The 17,626-nt window shown below is 27.2% G+C and carries 11 protein-coding genes and 1 pseudogene; 4 read left to right on the top strand and 8 right to left on the bottom strand.

Translation table 11 applies throughout. From position 1 onward, the window contains the following. Positions 1–542: 542 nt before the first annotated feature. The 4 genes from ubiB (at position 543) to polA (ending at position 8,099) form a co-directional block, all read left to right on the top strand. Positions 543–2,180, top strand: a complete 1,638-nt coding sequence (ubiB, locus tag CBquer539_RS03235; protein WP_500836422.1) for a ubiquinone biosynthesis regulatory protein kinase UbiB — start codon at positions 543–545, stop codon at positions 2,178–2,180. Between the two features lie 245 nt (positions 2,181–2,425). Continuing rightward, positions 2,426–3,925 (top strand): 4-hydroxy-3-polyprenylbenzoate decarboxylase, encoded by a 1,500-nt coding sequence (gene ubiD / locus CBquer539_RS03230; protein WP_500836421.1) that lies wholly within the window; start codon positions 2,426–2,428, stop codon positions 3,923–3,925. A 497-nt stretch (positions 3,926–4,422) separates the two neighbouring features. Beyond that, positions 4,423–5,052, top strand: coding sequence for a thiol:disulfide interchange protein DsbA (gene dsbA / locus CBquer539_RS03225; protein ID WP_500836420.1), 630 nt, complete (start codon positions 4,423–4,425; stop codon positions 5,050–5,052). Between the two features lie 242 nt (positions 5,053–5,294). Continuing rightward, the gene (gene polA, locus CBquer539_RS03220) at positions 5,295–8,099 is read left to right on the top strand and encodes a DNA polymerase I (RefSeq protein ID WP_500836419.1); all 2,805 of its coding nucleotides are present in this window, start codon (positions 5,295–5,297) and stop codon (positions 8,097–8,099) included. 148 nt (positions 8,100–8,247) lie between these two features. Here polA and yihA read toward each other — a convergent pair whose 3' ends face one another. The 8 genes and pseudogenes from yihA to coaBC form a co-directional block, all read right to left on the bottom strand. Next, on the bottom strand, positions 8,248–8,853 hold the full coding sequence (gene yihA, locus CBquer539_RS03215; RefSeq protein WP_500836418.1) for a ribosome biogenesis GTP-binding protein YihA/YsxC: 606 nt from the start codon (positions 8,851–8,853) through the stop codon (positions 8,248–8,250). A gap of 205 nt (positions 8,854–9,058) precedes the next feature. Continuing rightward, positions 9,059–10,489, bottom strand: coding sequence for a type I glutamate--ammonia ligase (gene glnA, locus CBquer539_RS03210; RefSeq protein WP_500836417.1), 1,431 nt, complete (start codon positions 10,487–10,489; stop codon positions 9,059–9,061). A 714-nt stretch (positions 10,490–11,203) separates the two neighbouring features. Further along, positions 11,204–11,383, bottom strand: a pseudogene (rpoZ, locus tag CBquer539_RS03205) (DNA-directed RNA polymerase subunit omega); the annotation flags it as partial. A gap of 95 nt (positions 11,384–11,478) precedes the next feature. Beyond that, entirely contained in the window at positions 11,479–12,117 is a 639-nt protein-coding gene (gmk, locus tag CBquer539_RS03200) for a guanylate kinase (protein ID WP_500836416.1), read from the bottom strand. 321 nt (positions 12,118–12,438) lie between these two features. Then, positions 12,439–12,879 carry a MarR family winged helix-turn-helix transcriptional regulator gene (locus CBquer539_RS03195; protein WP_500836415.1) on the bottom strand — a complete coding sequence of 147 codons (441 nt, stop codon included), beginning with the start codon at positions 12,877–12,879 and terminating at the stop codon, positions 12,439–12,441. 1,198 nt (positions 12,880–14,077) lie between these two features. Continuing rightward, positions 14,078–14,959 carry a YicC/YloC family endoribonuclease gene (locus CBquer539_RS03190; RefSeq protein ID WP_500836414.1) on the bottom strand — a complete coding sequence of 294 codons (882 nt, stop codon included), beginning with the start codon at positions 14,957–14,959 and terminating at the stop codon, positions 14,078–14,080. A gap of 835 nt (positions 14,960–15,794) precedes the next feature. Beyond that, positions 15,795–16,247, bottom strand: coding sequence for a dUTP diphosphatase (gene dut, locus CBquer539_RS03185; protein ID WP_500836758.1), 453 nt, complete (start codon positions 16,245–16,247; stop codon positions 15,795–15,797). Beyond that, on the bottom strand, positions 16,231–17,439 hold the full coding sequence (gene coaBC, locus CBquer539_RS03180; RefSeq protein WP_500836413.1) for a bifunctional phosphopantothenoylcysteine decarboxylase/phosphopantothenate--cysteine ligase CoaBC: 1,209 nt from the start codon (positions 17,437–17,439) through the stop codon (positions 16,231–16,233). The genes dut and coaBC overlap by 17 nt, the downstream gene beginning before the upstream one ends. Positions 17,440–17,626: the final 187 nt, after the last annotated feature.

Below are 17,626 nucleotides of genomic sequence, written 5' to 3'. Positions count from 1 at the left end.
TTTGTTCATTATCACTGGAAGCTATTGATATTTATTATTAAATGTTTACAAAAAATATTTCATTTAGAGCCTATAAAACTACAATATTTGATTTATTTTATTTTTTGATAAAGAACAGTTACATATTTTTAAGTATTTATAAAACAAATTAAACACAAATACACATATAGTACTTGTTATTATTTGAATAAATGAGTTTGTAACAGTGCACAAAATATGCTCGTTTTAAGATAGCGGGAATTTAGAATTAACATACAATTTAATTAAACGTTTAGATAATGTTTGGTTTAACATTACTAACATTTTCTGCATTTAAATCAACTGTGTTCTATCAAAAGGATTAAATAATATAATTCAAGTTTTCTATTTTCCTATTATACAAGAAGTGAATATTTATTACAAATATTTAAATTTAGTCATACTCGATGCGTAAGAATACATTCGCAATCTATTTGAATTAAAGTGATTTAATAGAAATATACATTATTTAAATATACAATCGGGTATTTACATAACTATTTAAATGAATTATAGGAAATCTGATGTTTGTTGATGAGTTATATCGACTTTATTCCATAATTAAAACCATACTAAATTATGGATTAAGTGATTTTGTCCCCACTCATCGATTAATTTTTCCATTAAGAATGGGTAGTAGATTTTTTTTACGTATTTTAAATAAGCATTCTCAACTAACTTTAGGGGAGCGCTTTCGTTTAGCATTACAAGAATTAGGCCCGATATGGATTAAATTTGGTCAAATGCTTTCCACTCGGCGTGATATTTTTTCAGATTCTGTTGCGGATCAATTAGCAATACTGCAAGATCGTGTAGCGCCTTTTGATGGAATTATTGCTAAAACGTATATCGAACGTGCTATTGGTAATTCATTAGAAACATGGTTTAAAGATTTTCAAGAAGTACCATTAGCATCTGCATCTATTTCACAAGTACATTCTGCTAGATTAAAAAGAAACAACAAAGATGTAGTGATTAAAGTTATTCGACCAGGTCTTTTACCCATTATTAAAATAGATATATGTTTAATGTATAGATTAGCTAATTGGATTTATAAATTTCTACCAGAAGGACGGAAATTTAAATTTTCAGAAGTTGTTTCAGAATATGAAAAAACTCTTTTTAATGAACTTAATTTGCTGAAAGAAACAGCCAATACTATTCAGTTAAGAAGAAATTTTAAAAAAAGTAAAATATTATACATACCGAAAGTATATGTAGATTTTTGTAGTGAAAGCGTTATGGTGATGGAGCGTATTTATGGTATACCCGTGTATGATATAGTTTCATTAAAAAAACAAAAAACTAATATGAAATTATTAGCAGAACGTGGGATAGAAGTATTTTTTACGCAAGTATTCCGAGATAGTTTTTTTCATGGAGATATGCATCCTGGTAATATCTTTATTAGCTATAAACACCCAGAAAATCCAAAATATATTAGTATCGATTGTGGTATTGTCGGGTCCTTAAATAAAAAAGATAAATACTATTTAGCAGCAAATTTTATTGCGTTTTTCAATCGTGACTATCGTAAAATAGCTGAATTGCATCTTGATTCGGGTTGGATACCTATGGATACCAACATTGAAGATTTTGAATGTGCTATGAGAACAGTATTTGAACCAATTTTCGAACAACCATTAGAAAACATTCCTTTTAGCAAAATATTACTGTATCTATTTAATACTGCACGATATTTTAATATGGAAATACAACCTCAGTTAATTTTGCTGCAGAAAACTTTGTTGTATATTGAAGGAATTATTAGACAATTGTATCCTGATTTAAATCTTTGGAAATCTGCTAGACCTTTTTTAGAAAAATGGATGCAAGATCAATTAAAATTTTCAACAGCAATATGTACTTTAAAAGACAAAATACCTTATTGGATAGATAAGGTGCCGGAATTACCCACTCTATTATCTAATGAATTTAAACGTTCTTGCATATTACAAAAAAAAATAGAAATGTTAATAACAGAATTAAGAACACAGCGTGCTAGCCACAGTCAAGCATTATTTTTATTCGGTGTCGGCGCAACATTAGTTATTAGCGGTATTTTTTTGTATATAGAGGATAAATATTTAAAAGTTTTTTCTATTTTTTTATTTATAGTTGGAATTTTTATTTGGACAATAGGTTGGAAACGTATTATGTAATAATAATTATGTTATTATTGTCCATCTAATTTGGTTTTTAATAAAAGATTGTTTGAACGATACAAAGAAATATTTTATTGTTTGAATAAATATTTAATATATTACAATGATAACTGTGTAAATATAAATTACAAAATTATACTTAATTATAACATGTAATGCTTATAAAATGATCTCTATCATGAGATAGTGATATTCAATTAAATTATTGATCATAAAACATTTAAATTTTTTGTTAAAAGGCCATGAAATACAAAGATTTGCGTGATTTTCTTAAAATTTTAGAGCGAAAAGGAGACTTGAAAAAAATTACATTCCCTATTAATCCTGATTTGGAGATAACAGAAATTGCTGATCGTACTATTAAATCTGGTGGACCAGCACTTTTTTTTGAAAATCCTAAAGGATTTTCAATGCCTGTTCTTTGTAATTTATTTGGTACTCTTAATAGAATAGCTTTGGGTATGGGAAAAGAAAGCATTTTATCATTACGTGATATTGGAAAATTACTTGCATTTTTAAGAGAACCTGAACTTCCGACAGGAATGCGTGATTTTTTTTCTAAAATGCCTCATTTCCGTAACATTTTGAATATGCCTATTAAGCGTGTCAGTACAGCTCCATGTCAAGAAAATATTTGGTGCAACAAAGATGTAGATATTACACAAATGCCAATCATGCGTTGTTGGCCTCAAGATATATCTCCTGTAATTACTTGGGGTATTACAATAACTCGAGGTATAAAAAGCAAACGACAAAATCTTGGAATTTATCGTCAACAAGTAGTATCAAAAAATAAAGTTATTATAAGATGGTTGTCTCATCGCGGTGGTGCGTTGGATTTTCAGGAATGGCATAAGAATACTTCAGAGAAAAGATTTCCAATTAGTATAGCATTAGGCGCTGATCCAGCTACTTTACTAGGAGCAGTAGTCCCCATTCCTGATACATTATCAGAATATGCTTTTTCTGGTTTATTAAGAGGTAGTAGAACTGAAGTAATTAAATGTATTTCATGTGATTTAGATGTTCCGGCTAATTCTGAAATTATACTAGAAGGATATTTAGAGCGAGGTAAAATGGCAATCGAGGGTCCTTTTGGAGATCATACAGGGTATTATAACACTACTGATCAATTTCCGGTGTGTACTATTACTCACATTACCCAAAGAAGCAATCCAATTTATCATTCTACATATACTGGCCGTCCGCCAGATGAGCCTGCAATTCTTGGAATGGCGATGAACGAAGTATTTATTCCTATTATACAAAAGCAATTTCCAGAAATTACAGATTTTTATTTACCTCCTGAAGGCTGTTCATATCGATTGGCTATTGTGACTATAAAAAAACAATATATTGGACATGCTAAACGTATAATTTTTGGAATATGGTCTTTTCTGAAACAATTTATGTATACTAAATTTATTATTGTGTGCGATGACGATATTAATGCACGAGATTGGAATGATGTAGTATGGGCGATAACTACGCGCATGGATCCAGCTCGGGACACCATAATAGTGAAAAATACTCCAATTGATTATCTTGATTTTTCTAGTCCAGTTTCTGGTTTAGGGTCTAAAATAGGTATGGATGCAACAAATAAATGGTTTGGAGAAACTGAAAGAGAATGGGGTATTCCAATTAAAATGCACGACACAATACGACATTACATTGATAGTATTTGGGATGAGTTAGACATACTTTACAATAAAAAACAATGCAACTCAAACACTATATAAGAAATCACTGAATACATTATGCTTATATTGAAAACGGGGATCTATATATATAACTTCTCTGTTAATAACAATCTGACACTCATATTATTAATTAATAAATAATAATGATAATCATTTTAAAAACAATTTTGTATTTATCTAATGTACTCACTAAAAACATCTGTATATGTATTGAATAGTTTTAATGTAAAAATGAGTTACTTTATGATGCTTTTGCATGTTATTTAAATAATTTTTTAACTGACTATTATATTAGTCAGTTAAAAAATTATTTTTTATTCATTATCACACCGACTTGATACAATAATTATAAATTTTATATCTTATAAATGATTACATGAATTTCATATGTATACCATATTATAATACATATTATAATTAAAACTAATATCAACAATTAAATTAATTGAAATATTACTAAATGAAAAGAGTATTTTATTATAATAAAAAATATTTATATTCTTATATAAATGTTGATGTGGTTATTGGGAGGGAGTATGAAAAAATTACATCTTATTTTGATAGTAATTTCTTTAGTATTTTCATGTAAAAGCATTTCATCTGCAATTATTGAAGGAAGGCAATATATTCGATTAAACAAACCTATTCATAATGCACCTCAATTGCTAGAATTTTTTTCTTTTTATTGCCCACATTGTTATCAATTCGAACAAATTTACCATATTTCTAATAATATAGAACAAATATTACCCAAAAATATAAATTTTTATAAATATCATGTGAATTTTTTAGGTAATTTAGGAAAACAATTAACACATGCTTGGGCTGTAGCAATAGCATTGGGAATAGAAAATAGAATCAGCCCTATATTATTTATAGCGATACAGAAGCAACAATCTATTCACACTATAGAAGATATTCGTGAAATATTTATTAAATCTGGTGTCAATTCAGAAGAATTTGATGCTGCTTGGAATAGTGTATTAGTAAAATCTTTAGTTATAGATCAGGAACAAGCAGCAATAAATTTTCGTTTGAGAGGTGTTCCATCCATATTTATTAATGGTAAGTACATGATAAAAAGTGAAAAATTAGATATATCATCAGTAAATGCTTACATCAAACAATTTTGTGAGTTGTTAAGTTTACTCATAGATAAAACATAATAATTATATATTTATATAATTATTATGTTTTATCTTTATAAATTTTTGTTTTTCTTGTTAAGAATAATTCTAGGTGTGTCATAGTGTATTCACAGCTACTTTGCTGTATAAACCAACTTCATTTGATTTTATTATTTTGTTGTTTATAATGGAATGTATAGCTCATGGGTTTTAATTATACAAGTGTCTAATAACATTCTCTTATATTCTCTGTAAGATTAAGTCGTATTTAAAATGTCATTATGGGTACAATTGTAAACAATCCTATAATTTTAGTGGATGCTTCTTGTTATATACATCGTGCATACCATGCATTTCCGCCATTAACCACTAGTAATGGCAAACCAGTATGGGTGATATACGGAGTAATCAATATGATAAAAAGTCTGTTGATGCGATATCAACCTACCCACATGGTATTGATTTTTGACGCAATGGGAAAAACATTTCGTAACAATTTGTTTGAAAAATATAAAGCTAATCGTGCTAAAATCCCTAAAGATTTATATATTCAAATCGATCCATTGTACGAGATTATACAAGCAATGGGGTTGCCAGTGCTTAAGGTGCCTGATGTAGAAGCAGATGATGTAATAGGTACATTAGCTATGTCTTGCGCACGATTAGGTAATTCTGTGTTAATTAGCACAGGAGATAAAGATATGGCACAGATAGTATCATCTCAAATAACTCTCATTAATACTATGTCAAATATTATTTTCACTCCTAAAGAAATAGAAAAAAAGTTTGGAGTTTCACCAATTTTAATGGCTGATTATTTAGCATTGGTAGGGGATCGTTCTGACAATATTCCTGGAGTTCCTGGAGTAGGCAAAAAAACTGCGCAACTATTGTTAAATAAAATAGGTAATCTAAAAGTATTATATAATCATTTAGATAAAATCAGTGAATTGAGTTTACGTAGGGCTAAAACAATACAAAATACATTACAAATTAATAAAGAAGTAGCATTTCTTTCTTATAAACTAACATCTATTAAAACAGATGTTCCTTTAAATATATCTAATTGTCAATTGTTAATACAACAGGCGAATATTAATACTTTATCATCGTTATTTAAAAAATATGAATTTAAAAATTGGTTGATGGATTTAAAATCAGGAGTGTGGTGTGACAAATACCAATATTCGAAGAATGTATCACCAAGCCGATGGTTAAATAACACACTTTTGTTTCAAAAAAATAATTTATCATCAGATTATTTTAGAGAAAAAAAAATTATCAGAATAATACATAATGTTGACACTCTTTATCATTGGGTTGAAAAAATTAATATAGCCAAATTTTTTGTATTTAGTATACGTACGGATATATTTAATGTGTCTACAGCTAATGTCATAAGTATATGTTTATCTATAGATACTAAAGAAAGCGCGTATATTCCTATAAAAACTGATTCCATTGATAATCGTCAGGATTTTTTATATCTTGAGGAGATATTGTTAGCTCTGCAGCCAGTTTTAGAAAATTCAAAAATAAAAAAAGTTGGTCAACATCTAAAATTTAGTTACGCTATCTTTAAACGTTATAATATCAACTTAGTTGGGATGGTGTTTGATGTGATACTAGAATTATATATACTGTATGGTACTTCTAATTATCAAGATATAAAAAATTTTTTAGATCAAGACACGTTTAATGCTGTTATAAATTTTAAAAAAAATTATGATAATTATAATAAAAATAATATCATTGCAGACTTAGAGAATATACAGTTACAATCCTTATATGCTGCCAAATTTGTTAAATCCTTATTTAATCTGCATTATGTTTTATGGCCAAAAATAGAAGCAAATAGTAAATTGAAAAAAATATTTGAAGAAGTAGAGATGCCATTAATTTCTATCTTATCTCGTATAGAAAGTTATGGCGTATTAATTGATAAAAAACTACTTAATGCTCATTCTCTAGAATTAGATTATCGACTTAATGTATTGGAGTTAGAAGCGTATCAATTAGTAGGAGCTCCTTTTAATCTTGCTTCGACTAAACAATTACAGGAAATATTATACAATCAACAAAAATTTCCAATTTTAAAAAAAACACCTAGTGGCGCTCCTTCAACCAATGAAGAAGTATTGAAGAAATTAGCAAAAAAATACTCAATTCCAAAAATTATTTTGCAATATCGTGGTTTGGCTAAATTAAAATCTACTTATACTAATAAATTAATTGCTATGATTAATAAAAAATCAAATCGCGTGCATACCTCATATAATCAAACTAGAACTTCTACAGGGCGGCTTTCTTCTACTAGTCCTAATTTACAAAATATTCCAAATAGAAATTATGATGGAAGAAAAATACGTCAAGCTTTTATTGCTCCAACAAACTTTTTAATTGTAGCGGCAGATTATTCACAAATAGAATTAAGAATTATGGCGCACCTTTCTCAAGATATCAAATTAATTAATGATTTTCTTTCCGAAAAGGACATTCATACTGCAACAGCTTCTGAAATCTTTGTTACTGCATTACACTTAGTTACTGATGAACAAAGGCAGCGAGCTAAAACTATTAATTTTGGATTAATTTATGGAATGAGCGCATTTGGATTAGCACGGCAATTATCGGTAACATGCAAGGAAGCACAAAATTATGTAGATCGCTATTTTAAACGTTATCCTGGCGTTATGAAATATATGCAACATATTCGAGAATATGTCAATAAATATGGTTATGTTTCTACATTAGATGGAAGAAAATTATATTTACCGGATATTTATTCTACTAATATCCCTCAAAAAAAAAGCGCTGAAAGAGCAGCGATCAATGCTCCTATGCAAGGGAGTGCTGCTGACATTATTAAGAAAGCAATGATATCCATTGATGATTGGCTACAAAGAGATGCTATTCCAGCGCGCATAATTATGCAAGTGCATGATGAATTAGTATTTGAAGTACACCGTGACATCGTAGATTTGGTTGTAAAGAAAATTAAAAAATTAATGGAGGAATGTTTTATTATAGACGTACCATTAAAAGTAGATATCGGTATTGGAAAAAATTGGGAACAAGCACATTAATATTATTAATCTAATATATACAAAATACAGCGAACATAATGTTTAAAATTGTTTATCAGATAATTTATATAAATCAAATCATAAATTATCTTTAAAAAAAAGATATACAAATAATATAATTAAAAATTGTTAAAATATATTACTTTAATTATTTTAGCCAATTATTAAGGATTTTTTGTAATGATTTTATTCCATATTTTTTAATAGCGGAAAAAGGTTCAACTTGTATATGTGTTTTAAACATTATATTCATATTTTGCATTATTTTTTGAGATGTAATTTTCAAAATATTTTTAGAAATTTTATCTGATTTACTTAATAGAGTAACAATCGGAATATCTATAGATAGTGCGTTTTTAATTATTTTTTGATCTAAATTTTTTACTGGATGTCTGATATCCATGATTAATATTAATCCTTTTAAATTTTTTCGTTTTTTTAAGTATTCACATATAATATCATCCCAGTAATTTTGTCTTTTTTTTATTCTCTTATTCTTAGCATAACCATATCCGGGAAAATCAATCAGACGAACACCCGGACTTATTTCAAATAAATTAATAAGTTGCGTACATCCTGGTGTTTTACTTACTTTAGTTAATTTTTTTTGATAAGTTAAAGCATTAATAGCGCTAGATTTTCCGCTATTAGAATAACCAACAAAAGCTACTTCCATACCCATTTTTTCATTAGGTAGACAATAAACTTCTGGTGCGCTTATTAAGAAATGAGCAACACGATAATTATATATCATAATATATGTATATATATAGTTATAATAATATGAAAATGAGTTATTTAAATTTTAAATAAATTTTAATAATTTATTTAATAAATCCTGTAAACAACTTCATATATATATAAAAAACAATTATCTTTTGATATCTAATATAATTTATTGAAATATTATAAACGAAATTAATACTGTATATGCATATATTTTATATACTATAAAATTTTTAAACACTGTAATATAGATCAAATTCTAAAGGATGCGGAGCAGCGCGTACCAGTTTGATTTCTTCTTGACATAATAGAATATATGTATTGATATAGTCTTGAGTAAAGACATTGCCTCGTGTCAAAAATTTATGATCTTCGTATAAAGATTGTAATGCTTCATCCAGAGACCTAGCCATAGGTGGTATAGATAATGCTTCTTTTCTAGAAATAGTGTATAAATTTTTATCTATAGGTTCTCCAGGAGAGATTTTATTGATAATGCCATCTAATCCAGCCATAAGTAATGCGGAAAAAGCCAAATAAGGATTAGCGGACGGATCAGGAAAACGAACTTCAATACGACACGATGTGTTGTTTTGAGATTTTTTTCCTATACCTGATGGAATACGGATCGCGCTAGAACGATTGCAAGCAGAATAAGTTAACATTACCGGAGCTTCATAATTTGGAATTAAACGTTTATATGAATTAGTAGTTGGATTAGTTATAGCGTTTAATGCTTTAGCGTGACGTAAAATACCTCCGATATAAAACAAAGCGACGTCAGAAAGATTACCGTATTGGTGGACATCTTCAAATAAATTAGTATCTTTTTTATGTAAAGATATATGACAATGCATACCTGATCCATTATCATTCATAATGGGTTTTGGCATAAAAGTTGCGGTTTTCCCAGAATTATGAGCAATATTATGTACCACATATTTATATAGTTGTATTTCATCAGCTTTTTTAGTAAGAGTATTAAATCTAGTTGCTATTTCATTTTGACCAGATGTTGCGACTTCATGATGATGAGCCTCTACAATTAATCCCATTTTTTCCATTGTTAAGGACATAGTAGATCGTAAGTTTTGAGACGAATCTATTGGAGGAACTGGAGCATATCCGCTCTTTGTTTTAGGGCGATGACCTTTGTTTCCGTCTTTATAAATTTTGCCGCTATTCCATGATGATTCTTTATCATCAATAATTACGTAAGACCCTGATATTGTTGTTTCAAAACGAATGCTATCAAATAAAAAAAATTCTGGTTCAGGACCAAACATTGCAATATCAGCGATACCAGAGTTATATAAAAACATTTCTGCCCGTTTAGCTATGGATCGTGGATCCCTATCATAATTTTGCATAGTGCTGGGATCAATCACATCACAACGAATAATTATCGTAGTATCTTCATAAAATGGATCTATGACATAACTAGTAGGATCAGGCATTAATATCATATCTGATTCATTAATATTTTTCCATCCTTTGATAGAAGATCCATCAAAAATTTTACCATAATTAAATAAATGATCATTAACCTGGGTTTTAGGGACAGTAATGTGTTGTTCTTTCCCCTTTGTATCGGTAAAACGTAAATCTATAAATTTTATTTTATTTTCATTGATAATAGAAAAAATTTTCTCAATGTCTGTCATATTTATTCTCTTAATTATTATGAATCGTGCGATAGAAAAGCTATAAAATAGTACATTAAAAACATATTATTTACGAGCTTCATGATGATTATTATTTGTCAAAAACACTACTAAAACTATTTAATTAAAATATACATACTGGCGTTTACCTCAATTGTATTATATCAGCATGTAATGTATTTAACTAGATTTGTTGCTTTTATGAAATATAAAATTTTTTAATTTAACAATCGTAGTGCTAGATTATTTGCTTAAAACCATAGCAGTCTAATTTAATATAAAATAAACACATGCATACTCATAATTACTATCAATTATTTTTTTCGATATTATGTAATTCAATATAAGAAGCTGGTTATTATATTATCCTGATAAATAATAAATATTGTAAAAATCAATAGTAGATACGCTTTTGTGTACATTATGTAACAAATGCAACAACAGTATAAATATCAATAGTAATATCAAATCAAAGACGGTTTTTGTGTACCAATGCAAGATACATTATAGCGGTAATGCTGCTGAACTAGCAAATAAAAATGTATGTACGGCATCAATGCTAAAACTTATATAAAAATAAAATAATCTTCAATTTTATTTATTTTTATTTTTTTTAATATTTATTCTGTAACAGATGTTATTTTATAAATACAATTTTATAGTTCAGATAGTGTGATTTTATTGTATATAAATATGTGTTTATATTTATTTAATTATCAAATCTTCTTCTATCTCCCTGAGAGCAAGTACAGTATATTTGTCATTATTATTTTTATTAATCAACGTTTTTGTTCCGCCAATTTGAAGTTGTCGTGCACGTCGTGCAGCAACTAATATCAAATCAAATCTATTACCAATTTTTTTTACAGCGTTTTGTACAGTTATACGTGCCATTTAATTCACCATAGTATAGATTTTATTTTATTAATTTCAATTGATATCAGATTGCATATTACATATCGTAATATGTGTTATATATTATTTGTTACTTATGTGTCTGGCAACAATAAATTGTTTATTAATGTTGCGTAGCGTATTTTTTGATGTGCTATTCTTAATTGCGCGGATAACATAATTGACTGTAAATGTATTAAAGCGATATCAAAGTCGTCGTTTACAATAACATAATCATATTCTTTAAAATGCTTAATTTCATCTATTGCTTCTTCCATACGCACGGTAATACTTTTTTCTGTATCTTGTCCTCTCAGATACAATCGGCGTGCTAATTCTTTTTTGGATGGAGGTAAAATAAAAATAGTATAAATGTTATTTGGCATTTTGCTTCTAATCTGTTGCGTTCCTTTCCAATCAATATTTAATACAACATGTATACCAGCGTTTAGCATAGCTTCAATGTTATTTTTTGCGGTACCATAATAATGATTAAAATTTTTGGCATATTCAAAAAACATATTTTTATTTATCATATGTTTAAATTCTTTTGTTGAAATGAAATAGTAGTCTTTTCCATGTGTTTCTTCAGGTCTTTTAACGCGTGTGGTATAAGAAATAGATAATTTAGTTTGATAAATAAAATGATCATATTGCATTAAAGTGTGAATTAACGTAGATTTTCCTGTACCGCTTGGTGCGGATATGATACACAACATTCCCGAATTTTTCATTATGAAATGATATATGCATGCTTGAAAATGTAAATAGTTAAAATTTATAAATATATTGTATACTTACGCATAATTGTGGATCTTAAGTTTATTATATAATTACTCTAATTTATATAAAGATCATTATCTGAGCAAATATAGTCGTATTATTAATTAATTTTTTTTTAATAAAAGATCCTCAGTAAGAGGAATGTTGTCATTTAATGATGTTAAAGCTGCATTGTCGTTATTAAATTGCTTAAAACTTATTAAGTTGTACTAAGGATCTTTTATTGTATTTATGAAAATTTATTATGTAAGATACTATGTGGCAATTGTATGTTATCGCGCCATGTTATTTTTTTGTTGTGTTTCAAGTAAACTACATACTTCTCTAAAACTTCTAAGTTGTGCATCAGACAACAGGGAAAACATGCGATCTAAAATAATATTATGTGTATCTTCAGCAATATGCAATTTATCGCGTCCTTTTTCTGTAATATATACGTATTTAACTCTACGATCTGTAAAACTTTGTTGCCGACGTAACATTTCATCTTTTTCCAGTGCGTCAAGAACTGTTACGACAGTTCTTGAAGAAAATCCCATATAATTTTTAATGTCTGTCGCGCTAGTTTTGCCGGTAGTAATAAGATGTAAGATCTTCATTTTGGACATTGAAAGACCTTCATTAATTAATTGACCATTTATTTCTTTACGTAAACGGTGATAAATACGGGATAAGGATTCTACCATATTTGAAATATTTGTTAATCTGTTCATAATTATGTGTCTCTATATTGAATCGAACAACGATAATAGGACTGTATTTGACAGTATTAGTTAATAATAGTCTAAAATAGAAATTATTATTTGGAGTATTTGTTCATGAAAAATACTCACTTTTAGCTAATTGTTTACATCTGACAGTCAATTATATTTTTTATTAACTATTGCAGTTTACGCCTCCTAATTTATTGTAATTTCACTAAATTAATATTTCGGTATTTATTAAAAATACGGATATTATTAATTCAAGAATATATATATTCTAATATTTAATTTGTATTATTTACTATTTTTATTTTATCGGAGTTTTTTTAAATTTGAAATATTACTATTGGAAAAAGAAAATTTCTGATAGATTTATCAAAAAACAATTTTTTTATTTTTTGTGATTTATTTTTAATTTTAAAGTTATATATGACTGCGAAGTATATGGATTAAATCGTAAACATAAATAATTTTATTATAAAACATAAAATAATTTTTTATTTTTTTATAAGAATAAAAACAAAAAATTATTTTTTATAATAAATAATATTTTATGGATAATCATATATTTGTGTTTAGGTTTGTATTAATTCATAAAAACGATGACTATTAAATTGATATATATCAGTTAATTTATGGTAAAATATTAAGTATATAAATTTATAGGCATGTTAATAACACAGATATAATATATAAAGTCATATAAATTAATTTGTAAATATATTTAATAAAAAATTAAAAAATTTTATAAACACCTTATATTAAAAATAATAATAAAATCTATTTTTAAAAAAAATGAATCTGCTTTATATTATAAATAATATGCATAATACTGGTCATGGTTCTTACATGATGAAAATATATATATTATATACACAGAATTTGACTTTATTTGTAATTAAAGTAAGTCATTAAACTAGGTGTATCATTTTATACGATATACTGTGATTAAGAATCGTAATAGTAATAATACTATAAGAAATATATGATGTGAATATAACAAAGTTTGGAGCTATGATTTTTTTGATAAAAATATGATATCAAATGTTTTGAGTTATAAATCAAATTGTATCTAATCAGCATGAACTAATCGTGCAATTTATATAAAATAATTTTTCAAAATTAATAATAAAATTAATAATTAAACACGTAATATTAACATACAATCTTTTTTATATTTCATACATCATATGTTATCTTGTATGGATTACTCAATGTTCTGAGTTTGCTCTCGTATCTGCTCAATAAACATTTTTAAAGAAATTGCTAATTGAGTGATGTGTGAATTGATAGATTTGGAGGTTAATGTATTAGCTTCTCTATGCAGTTCTTGTATTACAAAATCTAGTCGTCTACCAATAGATCCTTTTTTATCAAGGATACGGTGCATCTCTTTAATATGAATTGTTAGTCGATCTACTTCTTCTGAAATATCAACTTTTTGAGCTACTATTAATAACTCTTGCTCTAATCGTATTGGATCAGTATAAATACAAACATCCTTCATTTGTTCCAAGAGTTTTTTTCGTTTCCATTCTAATACATTAGGAATATATTGACGGATTTTATTAACTTCAGTATACATTAGATGTAATCGTTCTGTAATTTTATTTTTTAAAAAAATACCCTCTCTTTCTCTATCTTTTATTAAATTACATAATGTTTCTTTAAAACACATTAATAATTCGGAATGAACATTATTTATGCTATTTATGTTATTTTGTTCATATGTTATTACTCCAGGCCAAAGTAAAATATCTAGCGGATTAATTTCACCTTCATTAATTAGTGTTTTTATCCATTTTGCGTATGAAACAAGATGATGAATCAATTGTTTATTGATAGTAAATGTATCTCCCGCATTATCGAAATTATTATTTATTTTAATACGTAAAGTACACTCTATTTTTCCTCTAATAAGAGAATCTTTAATATTTTTGCGAATTACCCATGATAAACCATCAAGATATTTAGGTAGATCGACATGAATATCCAAATAACGTTGATTTAAAGAACAAATTTCCCAAGTAACATTACCCCATGTATATTTTGCTTCATGTCTTGAAAAAGCAGTCATACTGTGCACCATAACATCACCTGAATTTTATTAATATGTGATAAAGATAGATTTTAAAAATATAATAATTCCATCTTGTCATCCATTCTTAAATTATAATTTTTTATGTACTTAATATACTCGATATGATTTTTAAATAATTTTTTATAATTTTTTTTTTAATGCTTAAAAATTTTTTACTGTTAATTAAATAAATAGTAGTATATTTTTAGCATAAATAATAGTGATTTATACAAATCTTGTATACATCAAAATAAAATAAAAACAGTCACAGTAAAATCCGAAATTTTTATGAAAAATTGATTTTTTTTTCATTTAATAAAGCATTATATTTTGTACTTTAAGTATTAAAATATATACATAACACTGCTGTTTTTATTAAAAATATAATTTATGCATAAATTATATTTTCTAATCTTATAGAAGGCTATGTATGATTGATATATCTCATATAATCTATCTGTTAATTATTAATATATACTAAAAGTAATCAAAAAATTGTTTGTTTTACATAAATCATCATTGAGATTTGTATCAATAATCAATTATTTGTTAATTAACAGTTATAAATATTTATTATCGAATCAATAATATTGATTAACAAATTTAAATATATAAAAAATAAAAATACCTGATAGTATAGGTTATTGTTAGTAATAAAAATGCTATTTTAATGTTTACTATAAAAATATAAATATTTTGCGTAATCAACCACAATGGCATTATTGTTATATGTACAAATGTTAATTATATATTTAAGATTTTTTACTGTATCGAAAATATACATACATATTTGTGTTTCACAAATACAATACAAAAAAAATTACTATATGTAATTAACAATATTTTACATCGAATGCCCAAAACCATTTGTCCCGCGTTCGGTAGGAATAAATGATTTAACTACAGAAAAACTAACTTGAATTATTGGTATAAAAACTAATTGTGCTATCCGTTGCCCAGGATGCACGATATACTTTTTTGATCCACGATTCCACAAAGATACTATCAATTCTCCTTGATAATCTGAATCAATAAGTCCTACCAAATTACCCAAAACAATGCCATATTTATGACCTAAACCCGAACGAGGTAAAATGACACCTGCTATTTTTGCATCAGAAATATGCACCGCAATGCCAGTAGAAATTAAATGAGTTTTTCCAGGATAGAGGACCAAAGGTCTATCTAAACAAGCTGATAAATCTAATCCAGCAGATCCTAATGTAGCATATCTCGGAAGATGAAAATGATTATAAACACGATTATCAATAATTTTAATATTAATTGTTTTCATTATAGCGATTAATAATCTCATTAATCAGTTGTTGTGCTAGCAATTTTTTTTTTCTCAAGGGTAATATAGTACTTCCTTTATTCCAAAATAAATACAAGGCATTATTATCACTGTTGAATCCTTGATTCATATGAGAAATGTTATTAGCACAAATTAAATCTAAATGTTTACTAATTCGTTTATCTTGAGCATATTTTTTTATATTATTAGTTTCAGCAGCAAATCCAACAACATAAGGACGTTTTTCATTTAATGATCCTACTTCTGCCACAATATCAGGATTTTTAATCATAATTATTTTTAAAGTATTTTTATCTTTCTTAATTTTTTCAAGAGAAGTGTGATAAATACGGTAATCTGATACTGCTGCGCAACCAATAAAAATTTGTTGATTTCTAATGTCTTGCATCACAGCTTCTTTCATGTCTAATGCAGAAACAACATTAATACGCTGTACTTGAGTAGGTGTATGTAAATTTACTGGACCTGCAATTAACGTGACTTTTGCTCCTTTATCTGCAGCAGCCTGTGCGATAGAAAATCCCATTTTTCCTGAACTGTAATTAGTAAAAAAACGCACTGGATCTAAAGCTTCATGAGTGGGACCGGCAGTAATCATGATCTTAAGATGGTTTAAAGAACTACCATGAGAAAAATGGTGTTCTACATGTTCAGCGAGTATTTTTGGATCCGTCATGCGTCCATAACCAATATCATCGCAAGCTTGACATCCATAATCTGGGCCCCATATTAAAACCCCTCTGTTGCGCAGAGTATCTAAATTTGTCTGAGTTGCAATAGCTTTATACATTTGTTGATTCATGGATGGAGCAACAGCAATGGGAGCTGTTGTGGCTAAACATAAACTACATAATAAATCGTTAGCTAGCCCTACAGATAACCTAGCTAATAAATTGGCTGTGGCTGGAGCAAGTAAAACTAAATCGGCCCACTTAGCTAATTTTATATGAGGCATTGTAGTGTCTATTTGAGGGGTAACAAAATTATCTAAAACTGGATGACATGATATTGTTTGCAAACTTAAGGGAGTAACGAATTTTTTTGCAGATTTTGTCATGATCACTTTAACTTCTGACCCTCGTTCTTTTAAATATCGTACAAGATCTATAGTTTTGTATGCAGCAATACCACCACTTATTCCTAATATGATATGTTTATTGATTAAGCCTGTCATATTATATTTCACATAATTTTAATGATTGTTTATCTTGTGTGTTATACCATAAAAACCGATTGTTTTTGTTAGTATAAACAAAAATTAATCAAATTTTTATTGAGCGAATGTTTCAGTAAAATCACATATATACATTGTATATAGCATATAAATCTTCATATAATATGTTTCAACGATTATGTATAAA

The sequence above is a fragment of the Blochmannia endosymbiont of Camponotus quercicola genome (assembly GCF_059935335.1).
This window is presented reverse-complemented; position numbering and strand designations above follow the sequence as displayed.